General features: G+C 68.5%; 13 protein-coding genes and 1 pseudogene. 10 read left to right on the forward strand and 4 right to left on the reverse strand.

All coding sequences use genetic code 11. The features are described from left to right. Nucleotides 1-48 precede the first annotated feature (48 nt). Complete coding sequence (locus tag AC0B9F_RS17880) at nucleotides 49-420, forward strand: cupin domain-containing protein (RefSeq protein WP_472003609.1); 372 nt, start codon at nucleotides 49-51, stop codon at nucleotides 418-420. A 441-nt stretch (nucleotides 421-861) separates the two neighbouring features. Here AC0B9F_RS17880 and AC0B9F_RS17885 read toward each other — a convergent pair whose 3' ends face one another. The 4 genes from AC0B9F_RS17885 to AC0B9F_RS17900 all read right to left on the reverse strand — a co-directional run bounded on the left by AC0B9F_RS17885 (nucleotide 862) and on the right by AC0B9F_RS17900 (nucleotide 2,938). Next, a complete protein-coding gene (locus AC0B9F_RS17885) occupies nucleotides 862-1,218 on the reverse strand; it encodes a hypothetical protein (protein WP_472003610.1) in 357 nt (118 codons plus the stop codon). Nucleotides 1,219-1,510: 292 nt separating this feature from the next. Then, the gene (locus AC0B9F_RS17890; RefSeq protein ID WP_472003611.1) at nucleotides 1,511-2,002 is read right to left on the reverse strand and encodes a hemerythrin domain-containing protein; all 492 of its coding nucleotides are present in this window, start codon (nucleotides 2,000-2,002) and stop codon (nucleotides 1,511-1,513) included. Between the two features lie 189 nt (nucleotides 2,003-2,191). After that, on the reverse strand, nucleotides 2,192-2,524 hold the full coding sequence (locus AC0B9F_RS17895; protein WP_472003613.1) for a hypothetical protein: 333 nt from the start codon (nucleotides 2,522-2,524) through the stop codon (nucleotides 2,192-2,194). A 27-nt stretch (nucleotides 2,525-2,551) separates the two neighbouring features. Next, entirely contained in the window at nucleotides 2,552-2,938 is a 387-nt protein-coding gene (locus AC0B9F_RS17900; protein ID WP_472003805.1) for a 4-hydroxyphenylacetate 3-hydroxylase C-terminal domain-containing protein, read from the reverse strand. Between AC0B9F_RS17900 and AC0B9F_RS17905 the strand changes: the two are divergent. From AC0B9F_RS17905 to AC0B9F_RS17945, 9 genes and pseudogenes are all read left to right on the forward strand, one after another. Further along, nucleotides 2,910-3,357: pseudogene (locus AC0B9F_RS17905) on the forward strand (IS701 family transposase); the annotation flags it as partial. The gene AC0B9F_RS17900 and the pseudogene AC0B9F_RS17905 overlap by 29 nt on opposite strands. Before the next feature lie 392 nt (nucleotides 3,358-3,749). Continuing rightward, the gene (locus AC0B9F_RS17910; protein WP_472003615.1) at nucleotides 3,750-6,452 is read left to right on the forward strand and encodes a gluzincin family metallopeptidase; all 2,703 of its coding nucleotides are present in this window, start codon (nucleotides 3,750-3,752) and stop codon (nucleotides 6,450-6,452) included. Nucleotides 6,453-6,500: 48 nt separating this feature from the next. Beyond that, nucleotides 6,501-7,262, forward strand: a complete 762-nt coding sequence (locus AC0B9F_RS17915) for a hypothetical protein (protein WP_472003617.1) — start codon at nucleotides 6,501-6,503, stop codon at nucleotides 7,260-7,262. A 68-nt stretch (nucleotides 7,263-7,330) separates the two neighbouring features. Next, entirely contained in the window at nucleotides 7,331-8,653 is a 1,323-nt protein-coding gene (locus AC0B9F_RS17920; RefSeq protein ID WP_472003619.1) for a hypothetical protein, read from the forward strand. A gap of 11 nt (nucleotides 8,654-8,664) precedes the next feature. Continuing rightward, nucleotides 8,665-9,063 carry a hypothetical protein gene (locus tag AC0B9F_RS17925; RefSeq protein WP_472003621.1) on the forward strand — a complete coding sequence of 133 codons (399 nt, stop codon included), beginning with the start codon at nucleotides 8,665-8,667 and terminating at the stop codon, nucleotides 9,061-9,063. A gap of 19 nt (nucleotides 9,064-9,082) precedes the next feature. After that, nucleotides 9,083-9,280: a hypothetical protein gene (locus AC0B9F_RS17930; RefSeq protein ID WP_472003622.1), complete on the forward strand. Its 198-nt coding sequence runs from the start codon at nucleotides 9,083-9,085 to the stop codon at nucleotides 9,278-9,280. Nucleotides 9,281-9,302: 22 nt separating this feature from the next. After that, entirely contained in the window at nucleotides 9,303-9,503 is a 201-nt protein-coding gene (locus AC0B9F_RS17935) for a hypothetical protein (RefSeq protein ID WP_472003624.1), read from the forward strand. Further along, a complete protein-coding gene (locus AC0B9F_RS17940) occupies nucleotides 9,500-13,636 on the forward strand; it encodes an AHH domain-containing protein (RefSeq protein WP_472003626.1) in 4,137 nt (1,378 codons plus the stop codon). The genes AC0B9F_RS17935 and AC0B9F_RS17940 overlap by 4 nt, the downstream gene beginning before the upstream one ends. 9 nt (nucleotides 13,637-13,645) lie before the next feature. Further along, nucleotides 13,646-14,155 carry a hypothetical protein gene (locus tag AC0B9F_RS17945; RefSeq protein WP_472003628.1) on the forward strand — a complete coding sequence of 170 codons (510 nt, stop codon included), beginning with the start codon at nucleotides 13,646-13,648 and terminating at the stop codon, nucleotides 14,153-14,155. Nucleotides 14,156-14,178 lie beyond the last annotated feature (23 nt).

A 14,178-nucleotide genomic window follows, 5' to 3' on the forward strand; every position in this document is an offset into this window, starting at 1 on the left:
GGACTGAGAGGTTCCTCCCGGTTGTCCGGCCGTGAGGAAGGGTGCCGTATGTCCAGGTCTGTTTTTCCCGTCAATCTCGCTGACAGGCTGTCGCAGTTCAGCGAGCTGTGGGCGCAGAAGAAAGTGGCTGTGCTCAACGACTACGAGGTCAAGCTGGCCAAACTGAAGGGGGAATTCGTCTGGCACACCCACGAGGACACCGATGAACTGTTCCTGGTCATCAGCGGGCGGCTCACCATCCAGCTCAGGAATGCCGATGTGGTGCTGGAGCCTGGGGAGTTGTTCGTGGTTCCCCGCGGGATCGAGCACTGCCCCGTGGCAGACGAGGAGACCGCGATCCTGTTGCTGGAACCGGCGGGAACGATCAACACCGGTGACGCAGGAGGGCCGATGACCAAGGCGGCCGAGACCCTCAGCTGATACGCAGGGCATGGCGTCAGCGTGCGGCCTTGAGGAGGGTGTCCACCGGATGCCCTTCTCACTGCGGACCCGGGCGCGTTCGCGGCGTTCGGCGGCCAGGACGTCTCGGTGGCGGGCGTTGGCGTTGCGCCAGGGCAGGTAGGCGTGCAGGCCCGGCGCTGAGCCAGGGATCATTCCTCGGGCCGGCCACGTTATCGCCTGCGAGACAGCAGGCGCAGCCACCACGTGATGCCGCTGCTCGCGCAGACGGCCGCTGCAGGTACTGATGCTTCTTCTTGGCCTGCGATGGGTTTGCCTGGGGTGTCTTGTCGTGGCGGCGCTATGGCAGGGCTCGGTCGGCTGCAGGCGGTTGTGGCCATGCCTGTGGCTTGGGCGGTGAGCTGGTCTATGGCATGTCATCGGTGAGGAGGGGGGCCCGGAGGAGTCCGGTTGCTCGCCGGCTCAGAAGGCGGGCGGTGTCGATGAGTCGCTGGTGCTCGGTGACGGGCAGGGACAGTGCGATGCTGGAGGCCCGGTGGGGCAAAGCCAGGAGTAGGCCACGCACAGTTCGGTGTCGGAGTATTCGAGAAGGTCGAACTGCGCCGAGTGGGGTCCGGGTCCGTCGAGTTGCCCGAACAGTCTGCGCTTGTCGGTGATGGTGCGGCCGGTGAGCTGGAACGACGGGTAGCGGGTGAGGCGATCCACGCGGGCGGTGAAGGTGAGCTGGGCCAGCAGCTCTTGCCGACGCCGCTCGCGTGTGCGGTGCCGCTGAACGGTGTCCGTTCCTGTACTGCAGGTGCGCTGGTGCTGGATGCGCATTGCGGAAGGTGATGTCTCCGTTGGCGTCGGTGCTGATGTAGACCGCTGCGCCGAGTTCGTCGGCCCTGCCAGGTGCGCCGCAGCAGGGCGCGGTCGGGGTCTGCTGCCGTGGCCAGCGGTTGTGGGCGCCTTTGCGTGAGCCGAAGTGCTCGGGCAGGTCCATCCCCTGCCTGCCCGTGCGGTATTTGAACGCGATCGCGTCGATCACCTGCCGGTGATCACGCGACCGCGCGGACCCGGGGCCGGGGCCGCCGCCCTGGCTCCGGCGAGGGATCCCGCACGCTGGGCGCGGTCAGGAATTGACGATGCGGCGAACGTTGTCGAGTGAGCCACAGCCAACCTTCAGCTGACGCTCGCGCTCTTCCAGGAACGCCACTCCCAATTCCTCACGTCGGTCCATGGCCACATGCTCGCGCGCCCCGTTGAGGATGGTGCGCTCCTCCTCGTCGGCGTGGTGGGTGACGGCCTCCACCAGTTCCTCCAGCTTGGAGTCCCATTCTTCGGAGCCGACCTCCTCCACCTCCAGGAGGTCCAGAAGGGCCTTGTTACCCTCGTCATGCTCATGCTCGCCGTGCTCGATCTCATCGTCGTCGATGTTCTTGTACCTCTTCAGAGCGGGATAGACCTTGGCCTCCTCGGCCAGCGCGTGGGCGGTCAGCAGGTCGGCGAACTCCTGGAGCGCTGCCGTCCGGTCAGCCTCGACACTGCGCATCTGGCGGAACAGTTCCTCCATCCGCCGGTGGTCCTGAAGGATGAGCTCGACGACGTCCCGAGTATCGGCCATGGCAGGCATCACTTTCTGCGAATGATCAGGTTCACTCACGCATACCCTCACCGTTTGCATTCATGACCTCCCTGCTCCGCGGCAACCCTTCCGCGCCGCCGCAGGCAGCGCCGTCCGTGTCTCACGCGGCGCAGGGGAGTGGACGGAGCAGCTTGTGGGCCGCCGGGGTTGTCCCTGGGCGGGTCGCCTTCATGGAAGGTGCGTCAGGAGTAGTTCGGCCGGGCGATCGGGTGTACGGAGTGGCAGGTCGGCGTCCGGGATCGTCTCGCCGCAGGCGCCGGGGATGTCGGCGACAAGTCGTCCGTTGGCGAACACCGCGATCTCTGGGTGATCGCGGCCGCCGTAGATGACTCGACGCTCGGCGTTCGAGGCGACTATCGCCTCATAGCACAGGATGCGAGTGGCGACACCGCTGTCCGGGCCCTTGGCGAGGATCCGCTCGGTGATCTTTGGGCCGTCGCCCGGGCAGACGGTGTAGGGGACGTAGGCGACCGGGAAGAACTCGTACTCGGGCTTGCTCATGCTGCGTTGCTCCGGTTGGTGCAGCGATCAGGCGGGGTTGGTCTCGAGGCCGTAGCTCGACAGGAAGGCTTCGACGTCGGCGAGCGGGCCGTCGAATCCGTAGGTGCGGAAGGCGTAGCCCTTCACCACGAACGGGGCGCCGGCGTAGAAGAGTTCGTACTGGTGGTGATGTCCGGTGAATTCGCTGCCGACCGCGTCTCCAGCAAGCTTGAACAGCTTCACGCGTTCTTCGGCCGCGGCGCCGGGGCTGTGGACGGAGCGGTCGACGTCGGCCCGCGTCTCGGGGTTGGTCATGTCGGCGACGCTGGAGGGCACCTGGAGTACGCCGCCGCCGACCAGGTCGCGCGGGATCGCCAGGACACGGGGGTAATGCTCGGACTGCACGACGAAGCCGCAGGCGCTGGCAGTGGTCACCCGACGCGTTCGCCGCCGGGCTGATGGCCCGCTGGTTCGCGAGCGACGAGGTGTACTGCGGCCACGAACTACGCCGGAGCATACGGGCGCTGAGGCTCGGCTACACCGTTGGTATCCCCGCCACCCACCAGGTCATCGACGGGACCGGGCGACGGTGGGAGGCCCGTAAAACGATCAACAAGGTGCGGCCCGGGCAGTGGATGCGCCGGCGGACCGGACACGGCACCAAGGGCACCCGCGAGTACGACTGGGCCTGGCTCGATGTCCGCCCCGACGACGCTCCCGACGAGAACCGGAACGAGAAGGAGCCCGCGACGAGTGCGCTGGTCGCGCGGCGGCACCGCTGCACCGGCGAGACGTCCTACTTCCGCCGCTGGGCACCCGGCGACGTCTCGCTCGGCACGCTGGTGGAAGTGATCACCTACTCGGGAGCTGGGTGCTTACACTTTCTTCTATTGAACGTTCAGGGGGCGCGTAATTACCAACAGTCCGCGTTGCGAAGACGTGCCGCACCTCAAAGAATTGGTCTACAGAGAGAGCTCCCCGGCACACCCGTATCCCCGCGGAGACGCCTTGCCGCTTCCAGCCATCATCCGTGTGGCCGTAGCCGGGTGAGAGAGCCGGACCTTGCGGCGTTCCACGAGGGGGTGGTCCGCGTACGCCCCGAAGTACCTCGATTGACCGGGCCCGCGGCGGCCGCAAGGGGCATCGATCCGCGTGTGCGGAGGAACACATCATGGGCAGGAACGAGGGACGCGAGAGAATCCAACCCGACGCCGGGGCCGCTCGGCCCCTGCGGTTGGTCCCCGGAGTGGGGGAGCACAGGGACGCCGACGGCGTCCTGCGCTCCTACGTTGACCCCGGAGCCACTCTCTCCCCGGCGGCGACCGCCCGAAGAGCCGTCGACACCTTCGTACGCGAGCGTTCGAAGGATCTCGGCACCGATCGTACGGAGATCCGCGAGGTCGCGGCCGACGAGGGAAGGGCCACGCTCAACGTTGTCTACCAGCAGTTCCACAACGATCTTCGCGTCCTGGGTGCCGGGCTCCAGGTGGCCGCCGACACCGGGCGGGCAGCCGTCGTGCAGGTCGCCAACACGATGGAAATCGACGTCTCCGAGGCACCGGACGTGCGGGAGGACCGCGGGCCCGACGTCGTAGGGAAGGCCGCGCTGGACCCCTTCCGGGGGGACTACGACTCCGCCGCGATCGTCCGCGACGAACTCGTCTACCTGCGGGACACGTCGAGGCCCGCGCTGCCGGACGCCGACCGGCCCACCGCAACCCTCGCACTCCTGAAGCAAGGGAGGCGGCGCCCCGACGGCCGGCTGCATCTCGTCCACGACCTCGTCGTCGAGACCACCGGCCCCTTCGAACACTTCCGGGTCGTCGTGGACGCCGTCGCCGGCGAACTGCTCTGGACTGAGAACGCGGGCAGGTACGCCACCGCGACGTTCAAGGTCTTCCAGCCCGATCCGGTCACCGAGTCGGACACCTCCTTCGACAGCACGACGAAGAACGCGGCCCTCGTCGGCCTCATGCACGACGCCCAGGCTGAGGTGGCACCGGCCGACCCCAGCGGAAAGTTCCGTCTTGACGGCGACTGGTGCCGGTGCCTCGACTGGGATCCCCCCGCCTTCTCCCAGCCGGAGCCGTCGACAGCGACCTTCGTCTTCACCAACTACCCCGACGACAAGACCTTCCTGAGCGCAAACGTCTACTTCTGGATCGACACCTTCGCCCGCTACCTCCGCGACCTGGGCAACAAGGCCCTCAACGACAGGATGACCAAGGTCGAGGTCGACCCCCAGGGAACCGTGGGCGCCGGGCTGAGCGAATGGATCGGATCGACGACGCCCCCGCGGATCCGTTTCGACTTGACCGGCGTACCGGGGGGCGCCGACCTCGGCGTCATCGTGCACGAGTACACGCACGGAGTCGTGCAGTGGCTCCGCACGGGTCTTACCGGAAGCCTCGAGTACGAGCACAGCGTCTGCGACGCCATGGCCGGTATCTACCGCGACCGCTTCAACCCCAACCTCCATCGCCGGACCGAGACGTTCCCCTTCAACAACAACGCGAAGGACGTGCCGAACTCGGTGCGACGGCTCGACCTGTCCCAGCGCTTCGACGACGCGGGGTTCGACGGCTACGCCGCCGACCTGAGGACGTCCATGCTCGCCACGGCCCTGTGGCAGTGCTACCTCGGGATCGGTGGGGCGAACAGCGACGCAGGCGTGCGGGAGGCGGCAGCCGACCAGATGATCAAGACGATCCTGGAGATGCTGCCGCTCGTACCGGCGGACACCGGGGACAGCAAGCAGAACGCCATCCAGCTGGCCGAGCGCTGCATCGCCGCGGACGTCGCCCTCACCGGCGGTGTCTACAGCAAGATGATGGACGAGGCGTTCGTCCGCCAGGGGCTGTGGGCCCGGCGGCCCGTCGACCTGTTCATCGCTGACAGTCCGGCCGACACCGGCATCCTTCCGAGTACCGATCCCTTCTGGGTCTCACCGGACATCTGGGTGCGGAACAAGGACGTCAGCACCGGTGACGACCCCGAGGCGGGTCACCAGGAACCCATCGAGAAGCATCCGAACTACCTCTACGTACGCGTGCACAACCGCGGAACTGAGGCGGCCGAGGCCGACCGGTTCAAGGTCGAGACCTGGCGGTGCGACCCAGGGACCGGGATGATCTGGCCCGACCACTTCAAGCCGATCAGCAAGGAGACGATCCACGAAGTGATCCCGCCCGGCGGATCGGTGCGCGTCGGACCGTTCCCCTGGACCCCCACCATCGCCGACCACGAGTGCCTGATCGCGGTCGTGAGCGGAGCGGACGACCCGGCCGTCACCGACATCCTCGTCTCGCTCAAGAAGTCGGTGCCCCACCACCTCCTCGTCAAGTACGACAACAACGTGGGGCAGCGCAACGTCTACCCCCGAAAGTCCGTTCTCGGCGGCCAGAACAAGATGATCATCAGGCTCCGGGGCGGACCGAAGGCCACGAACGACTCGTGGGAGCTCGACGCGACCGCGATGCCCGAAGACACGCGCATCTCCATCAAGACCCTGAGCAGCCTGGTGAACTCGGCCTCCCTCACCGACGTCGAGGTGACCGAGACCGGAGACGTCCGCTCCACCCTCCAGATGAAGGGCGGCAGCACGGCGGTCGTGGACGGCTTCACCCTCAAAGCCGGCGCCGATGTTGCGGCCGAGATCGTCATCGACTTCTCCCATGAGGCCGTGAACCTCAAGGACTACGACTTCGTCGCCACCCAGATGCAGGACAACGAGGTCGCCGGACGCATCACGATCGAGATCACCGCGGTGACGGAGTTCGAGGGCATCTTCTTCGGCAACCCCCACAGCCAGGAGGTGCACGTCTCCACCTGCCCCTTCTGGGACCAGCTCGGCCCCGCGAGCAAAGTCCCGTACTTCACCCTCGATGACGCGCTCGCCCGAGGCTACGACGGGTGCGCGTACTGCCTCCCCGACGTCAACACTGGCTAGCGCGCCCGCTCACCCGCATCGCACACCTGGGGAAGGCGGCAGAGAGAGATGGCGGCGACCGACGGCTTCACGGACGAACTCACGCTCCGGTACCTGCTGCCGGAGAACGTGAACGCGCTCCTCGTGCCCGGGACTGACCCGGAGCACCAGCGCGCGCGAGCGCTGCTGGTCTCCGTCTACGACCCGACCTTCCTCGACGTCAGGTCGGTGGAGTCGGTCGAGGTCCTCCACAAGGAGTTCCAGACCGCCGTACACGCCTCGATCGCCGTGCACGGGTCGTGGGACAAGACGATCCCCGCGACGGAACAGGCCCGTGCCACCGTCGAGATCCCGGCCACACCCGCAGTGCAGTGGATCGACATGTCGCTGGAAACCATGGTCGTGGCCAGCACGGCGGCCGGCGGCGGTGTTCTCGCCTCCGTCGAATCGGAGGCCTGGGCAGCCGCCCCCGGCCCCGGGGCACGACCCGAGACGTTCGAAGGGCCCTACCAACTGGAGTACACGGACACACCCCCCTTCGATCCGACCGCGCCGCCCCGCAGCTTCCCCCTGCGAGTGTCGGCGCTCTTCTTCGACCGCCTCGACCTCGTCGACGCCCTGCGCCGGCTCATCCAGGCCAGACGGGCAGTCGACGCGGCGAGCCCGCGGCCCGACGTCTACGACGGCGGCCCCCTGCTCGCCTCCAGCGCGTGGCTGGCGGTCTTCCCCGCCACCACGCCCGACACCCCCGCAGTACAGGCGACCCAGCAACAGGTCGGCGCGCTGCTGGCGACGCAGGGATTCGTAGCCGTCTTCGAGACGGTGCCCTGAAGGCCCCGGCGACAGCCGGCGGCGGCCGGTCCGCGACGGCCGGTCGCGATCACGGTGAGGAGCAGTCGATGCCGTTCAACTACGTCACTGTCAAAGCGAGCAGTGACCTGTTCGCGCCCGCCACCAGAGCCTTCGGAGACATCGTCGTCATCGGCAAGGGCGCGATCGGCAGCGCCGCGTCGAGCACAGCCCTGCCCTTCGCCGATCCGGACGCCGCCGCGAAGGCCTACCCGAAGGGGGTGGCGCAACTGACAACGCAGGCCGCGGCCAAGGCCACCACCCTCACCACGAAGTTCGACTTCCCGGCCGGCACGGTCGTGACGATCGGAGACGGCGAGTCCGCCGAGGACCGTACGATCAGCGCAACGGCGGCGGGAAACGACAACACCTTCAACTGGACCCTCGACAAGGGGCTGACGTCCGAGCACGCGGCCGGGGAGAACGTCGTGGCACACGGCCTCAGCGACCTCGCCGCCGCCATCTCCGTCGCCTTCCGGCAGACTCCGCCCCCAACCCGGATCTGGGGTGTCCAGGTGGCGGAGACCAAGCCGGACTGGGACAAAGGGCTGGCCGTGGCGAAGGAACTCGCGGTGCAGATCGTGGTGCTCGCCAACACCCCGCTCAATCAGACGCCCACCACCGACCACCCCGTCGAACTCCTCGCGAAGCACGTCGTCGACGTCTCCAACACCGGAGGCGACGGCAAGGAACGAATCGGCGTCGCCATGCTCGACGATTCACTGACGGTCGCCACACAGGTCGGACTCAACCAAGGCGCGATCCACACCGACCGGATGGTCCTGATCGCCCACAAGGCTTCAAAGGACGACGTGGCCGCGGCGGTGGCCGGAGCGATCGCGGGCTACGAGCCGCACATCTCCCTCCTGCTCAAGCCGCTCTCGATCGACATGACAGGCCGCTTCACCGTCGACGACATCGACGCATTCGTCGCGGGCTCCATCAACTGGGTGACGAGTCCGGCGCTGCTCCCCGGCGGCGGCCTCTATCTGGGCGAAGGACTCACCGCCAACTCGAGCGGCAACAAGAAGTACATCGACATCGTGCGGACGCTCGACGACGTCGCCTTCCGCATCAAGGCGTCGCTGATCGAGGCCGTCGGAGACCTCCGCATCGACCGGCCCGGCCTGCGCACGGTCGTCACCCTCGTGCAGACCGTGCTCTCTCCCCTGGTGTCCGCGGGGGTCATCGAGAGCTACGACATCCACATCCCGCTCCTCGTGCTGCTGGAGAGGGACCGCGCCACGCTGACCGCCGACGAGGTGACACTCATCGGCAACATACGGAGCAGCCGGAGCATCGACATGGCGGTCTCCGTCGTCTACGCGGGCGTGATCCACCGGATCACCGTCAATCTGTCCCTCAAGGGTTAAGGAGCCGTGTGATGACCGAGGTCAAGTGGGACACCCGGTTGACCGTGATGATCGGCACGACGGTGATCACTCCGATCGACTCGTTCAACCCCACGTTCAACAGCCCCGTGCAGCCCCTGCACTCGCTGGAGGCGGACAACGTCGCCCACATCGTCCAGCCCAAGGCCTTCACCTTCACCATGGCCGTGAAGGCGATCGGCCCCGCGGTGGCCAAGCTCACGCAGATCGCCCTGAACCACGAGACCTTCAACATCGGTGTCCAGGAGGCCTCGGGCACCGACTGGACGTTCCAGCAGATCGCCTTCAACGACTGCTACATCACGTCCGCCGCGAGCACCATCGTGATCGACGGCGTGCCGACGACCACCTTCAACTGCGTCTGCCTGGCCGTCACCGCCACCAGCGCCTGAGCGGAGTACGGAGGACCCGATGACGGACCAGCAGCTCGAACCCCGGACCACGCCGCCCGACGCCGCGGGGCCGGAGCCCGTCGTGGTCTCCGGTCCGGGGGCGGACCTTCACTTCTACTTCCCGATCGAAGTCGTCCTGGCCGGAGACATCGCCGAGGAGACCCGCCAGGACCTCGTGGCGGAAATCTGGGAGGCCCTGCACGAGGCCCTGAGCTGAACCCCCGGCCCGGAGTGTTCCCATGCCCACCATCACCTGTCACTTCCCGATCACCGTGACGATCACGGGGACCCCCTCGCCCGCCGCCCTGGAGCGCCTCGGTGACGTGGTTGAGAAGGCGGTCGCGGCGCGCCTGCGGCTCGCCCGCGCCCGCCTGGCGGCCGCCGGGTACCCCGACATCGTCCCGGCCGACGCGGCGGACCACCCGAGGGCACGGCCGTGAACCCCGCCGCCGGAGCCGCACCTCCCGCCGTCGAGGAGACGGTGGTACGAGGCGTGGCGTACCGGCGGCTCCACCTGGCGCGGTCGGTGGCCTTCACCGGGGACCTGGAGCGGTTCGCGTACGGAGGGCAGCTGGAACGGCTTCTGCTCCGGGCGGTCGCCGACGCGCTGGCGGAGGACGACTTCGACGGAGGGATCGCCGGGCCGTCGCCGGTGTCGGCGGATGCGGGGACCGCGGCGACACCCGAGATGGACGAGGCTCCCGCGGCCCCTGCCACGAGCGGACACAGTGTGCTGACCTTCGCGGTGGCCGTGCCCGACGCGGGCGACGGAGGGACGGGGGACCGGGCGGCGATGGCCGGCGGGGAAGCGCACGCGCACGACGAACAGCAACAGCAACAGCAAGGGGAACAGCAACGGGAACAGCAACAGGACAAGGAGGAAGCGGAGGAAGAGGGCAAGGGCGGAGCCGCGCACACCGCCGGAGCGGTCGACCAGGGCGAGAGCGCCAAGTCCGGCGGCGCCGCGACGCGGCCCGAGGCGGCCACCGGTTCGGCCCCCGCTACCGGTCCGTCCCTTGCCGCCGGCCAGGCCTCCGCCACCGGCCCGGCCCCCACCGCCGGTCCGCAGACGTCGCCCGCGCCCGCCGCGCCCGTTGGGGCGGCGCCCGGGGCGACCGCCGACAAGGACCTGGGAGTGTCCTCCGAGGAGCCTTCCGAGGAGGTCGCCACGACGGTGGTGGAGGAGACGCGGACCGGCCCGGCCAAGCCCGTCACGCCGGGGGAGGCCGCGGCGCTGGACGCGCCGACCGAGGGGCCCGACGACGTCGTCACCGACACCCGCGATGAAGTCGTCGAAGGCAAGAGCCCGGTCGACGGACGGGCGGTGATGGTCATCGGCGCCACCCAGCTCGTCCTGCTCGGCGAGGCGACCCGCTATGCCCGCTCGCGCAGTTTCGTCCACGCGGTCCAGCTCGGCGACCAGCTCTTCGGCGCCCGTTCCTTCGCCGTTCTGGAGGGCCCGATCGGCACCCGGGACAGCCGTCACTGGGCCGTCGCCACCGCACCGACCGTGACCGACGAGGTCATGGGCGCCGCGCTGTCGAAATGGCAGTACGAAGGCCAGGAGATCAGCACGTTCAAGGGCTTCACCGTCCTGCCCGTCGTCACCACGCTCGACGGACACCGCTACGGGGTGCAGCTGGTGTGGACCAAGGAGCGCGGCTGGCTGTTCGGATCCAAGGAGGAGGGGAAGCGCTGGGTCAGGCTCAGCAAGTCGACGCCGGAGCTCTGGCTCTCCCGGGAGCAGCTGGCGACCCTCGCCTTCCAGGACCTCGACCGCCTGGTCGACGCCGGCCTCGCGGGGAACGACGACAGTCTCCAGAAGGCCGCCGCGCAGCTGGGCGAGATGAGCGCGAACGCCTTCGTGCTGGTGGACGAGAAGACCAGGGAGAAGTACCTGCAAATCCTGGTCAAGGCCTGGACGTTCGAGGAGCAGCGGCACGCGATCGTCGAAATCATGCGTTCGCTGGACAGCATGGCCGAGCTGCTCGCTGTCCGGGACCGACTGATCCAGCACGGCCTGTACGAACAGCTCTTCGCCGACATCGGCGCCGATCTCTGGGCGCTGCTCACCGCGGTCGGCAAGAAGTTCGGCGACCACAAGCCGCTCACTACCGGCGAGTTCCTCCATCTGGTGACCGAGGCGTTCAACCTGCGGACGGACCGGGACGCGACGCTGAAGCGGACGGTCGAGGACGAGGAGACCGCGGTTCCCGGCCTCAAACTGATGATCGAGTTCGAGGAGAGCGCCCGAGCGGTCACGGGGTTCGTGCTCTCGACGCTCGACTCGTTCAAAGTGATGCTCACCCAGCCCGAGAAGATCCTCGCCGGGCTCTACCACCTCATCCGCCTCCAGTACATCTGCCACCGCGCCAACTTCGGTGACAAGGAGGCGCAGGAAGAGCTGGAGACATTCGTCGCACCCATCGGCGCGGCGCTCGTCAACGGTCTGCGCGGAGCCGCCCTGCTCGGGGTCGGCCCGAGAGTCGTGACCAGGATCAAATGGGCCGTGATCATCGAGGCGCTGACCTGGATGACGGAGATCAAGGCCGTCGTCGAGGCGCTGGTCAAGATCGAGAGGATCGCCGCCATCCTGCGGTTCCTCAAGCTGCTCAAGGCCACCGAGGCCGAGCTGGTCGCCGCCCGGTTCACCCGGTTGGCCTCCGCCCTGCACGGCGGCAGCACCGTACTGAAGGGGCTCAAGAACGAGCACGAGGTGGCGGACCTGCTGCGCCTGCTGCCCGAGGAGGACGGTGCCCGCCTCGGCGCGCTCCTGAGCGAGGTCGAGGTGCCCAAGGGGAGCACGCTGGCCTCGCTGGTGGAGCATCCGCAACTCGGCCCCGTGGTCTCCGACTTCCAGCGGAAGGCCGAGGTCCTGTACGTACTGGGGACGAAGTCGGGCGGGCTCACACCGGAACTGGCGCAGATCTTCGGCCGGTTGATCGGGAAGGACGGCTTCGAGGCCGCCGAGGTGGGCACGGTGGCCCTGGCGCTCAAGGAGGGCGAGGGGAGCCGGTTCGCCCACCTGCTGGAGCGGATCGGACTCGGCCGGATCGGGGCCAGGGCCGAGGTGAAGGCGGACCTGCTGGCGTTGCTCGCCGCGGAGCCCCGGCGCATGGAGGCCGTCCACCAGTACGGCATCGGCATCGTCCGCGAGATGCACATCCGCGCCTCCGGCGAGGGGGAGAAGCTCGACGCCATGCTCGCGCGGCTCGAGAGGATCCGGACGAAGGAGATCGCCGGCGACAGGGCCGTGGAGTTCAGCGAGTTCCTCGACAAGCTCCGGCGCGGCAGGAATGACGCCTGGCGGAGGGTCGCGCCGCCGCCGCGCCGGCCCCCCGCAAAGCTGGCCGAGAAGGTGCCGCGGCCGCCGCGCCGGCCTCCGGTCAAGGCGACCGCTGCCGAACGGGCCCCGGTGCTGGCGCGGATCAAGGAACTGCGCAAGCGCTTTCCGAAGAAGCGGGTCAAGGACCCGAAGGCGATGGAGGCGGCGCTGCGCCAGATCCGGCGCAGGAACGAGACCGACCCGGCTGCGGCGATGGAGCATCTGGAGAGGTTCGAGGAACTGCTCAAGACCCAGGAGTCTACGAAGGGGCAGGTCGCCGAGGAATTCGCGGCGGCCCAGGCGAAGGCGAGCAAGGACGCCAGGGTCCTGGAACAGGGGGAGCTCAGCGTCCGGGACCGGCTGCGGCCCACGCTGACGGAGGCCGAGCGGGCCTCGCGTGCCCTCGCGGAGGCCATGGAGGCGATCGGTCAGCACCAGCATTACGGGCACGACGCGCACCACATCGTCGCCTGGTCCGACCGCCGGGCCGGGCCCGCGCGGGAGATCCTCGAATGGGCGGGGATCCAGCCCCGCGACGATCCGCTGAACGGCATCTACCTGCCGCGTACCTCCAGCGACCCGAAGATCATCCCCCAGGCCGCGACACGCCATCAGACGCTGCACACCGACAACTACTTCAAGGAGGTGACGAGGCGGCTGGTCGAGGCCCGGAAGGAGGGCGGCAAGGAGGGGGTGATCCGGGAGATGGTGAAGATCAAGGAGGACCTCATCAAGGGCTGGCACGACCCCGGACCGGTCAAGGGCACAGGGGCGGCGAAGGGCGGCAAGGCGGTCAAGGGCACAGGGGCCGCGAAGGGCGGCAAGGCGGCCAAGGGCACAGGGGCCGCGAAGGGCGCGAAGGGCGCCAAGCCCAAGAGGGCGAAGAAGCAGAACTTCGCCGAGTGGTTCGAGGAGTACAGCCCCCACCTGGACTGGCTGGAAGAGGAAGAGCGGAGAAAGGCCGTCGAGGAGGTGACCCGCCCGCCGCGCACGCAGCAGCCGAAGAAGAAGCCCACGAAGAAGGCGAAGAAGAAGGCGACGGCGGCGCAGGGGCAAGCGGCCCCCGCCGAGACCGGACCGCCGGCGGAGAAGCCCGAGGAAGGCGCCACGAAGGCGCCTGCCGCCCCGGGCGCCCCCGGCCAGGGCGCCGTTCCCGGGGACCTGGCCGCAGACGTGCCGAAGCAGTCGCTGAAGCGGCTGCCCCAGCCCGAGTCCGAGGAGGATCGGCGAGATGACCAGGAAAGGTAGGCGCGGATCATGCCGGCCGGTGTGAACGTCCCCGTCCTGATCGGCGCGGTGCCGCTGTTCACGGTCACCAGCCTGACCCTCAACGAGGGCTACCAGGTGGCCAGGATCGCCGGCAGCCGCCTTACCCAGCTGGTGTCGCCGACCACCAGGACGATCGGCGTCGAAGCCGTGCTCGTCGGCCGGACCCGGCTCCTGTCCAAGAAGGGCCTGGAGGCGATGGCGCTCACCTCGCGCGCGCTCGCGGGATCCACCGCGCCGCTGATGAAGGTCGCCGGCCTGCCCGTGGTCTGCGGGATGACCGTCAGCCTCGACATGCAGATCACCAGCCTGCGCTTCACCCAGTCCAACCAGAAGAGGGACGCCCTCGACGTCAGCATCAACCTCGAACAGGTCCCCCGCTCCAGCCTGACCGCCATCCTCGGCGAAGCCCTGGACCTCGCCCTGGCCGCCGGGTCCACCGCGATCCCCGTCGTGAGCGAGATGATCCCGCCCGGCCGCCAGCTCGGAGGTGGGCTGTGAACGACGTGCCGCGTTTCCTCGGA

The sequence above is a fragment of the Streptomyces sp. NPDC097129 genome (assembly GCF_055668065.1).

Coding starts and splice junctions, on each gene's coding strand:
- AC0B9F_RS17890 (WP_472003611.1), bottom strand. CDS start 2,002: ATGGCCGATACTCGGGACGTCGTCGAGCTCATCCTTCAGGACCACCGG.
- AC0B9F_RS17915 (WP_472003617.1), top strand. CDS start 6,501: ATGGCGGCGACCGACGGCTTCACGGACGAACTCACGCTCCGGTACCTG.
- AC0B9F_RS17920 (WP_472003619.1), top strand. CDS start 7,331: ATGCCGTTCAACTACGTCACTGTCAAAGCGAGCAGTGACCTGTTCGCG.
- AC0B9F_RS17885 (WP_472003610.1), bottom strand. CDS start 1,218: ATGCGCATCCAGCACCAGCGCACCTGCAGTACAGGAACGGACACCGTT.
- AC0B9F_RS17880 (WP_472003609.1), top strand. CDS start 49: ATGTCCAGGTCTGTTTTTCCCGTCAATCTCGCTGACAGGCTGTCGCAG.
- AC0B9F_RS17930 (WP_472003622.1), top strand. CDS start 9,083: ATGACGGACCAGCAGCTCGAACCCCGGACCACGCCGCCCGACGCCGCG.
- AC0B9F_RS17895 (WP_472003613.1), bottom strand. CDS start 2,524: ATGAGCAAGCCCGAGTACGAGTTCTTCCCGGTCGCCTACGTCCCCTAC.
- AC0B9F_RS17935 (WP_472003624.1), top strand. CDS start 9,303: ATGCCCACCATCACCTGTCACTTCCCGATCACCGTGACGATCACGGGG.
- AC0B9F_RS17925 (WP_472003621.1), top strand. CDS start 8,665: ATGACCGAGGTCAAGTGGGACACCCGGTTGACCGTGATGATCGGCACG.
- AC0B9F_RS17945 (WP_472003628.1), top strand. CDS start 13,646: ATGCCGGCCGGTGTGAACGTCCCCGTCCTGATCGGCGCGGTGCCGCTG.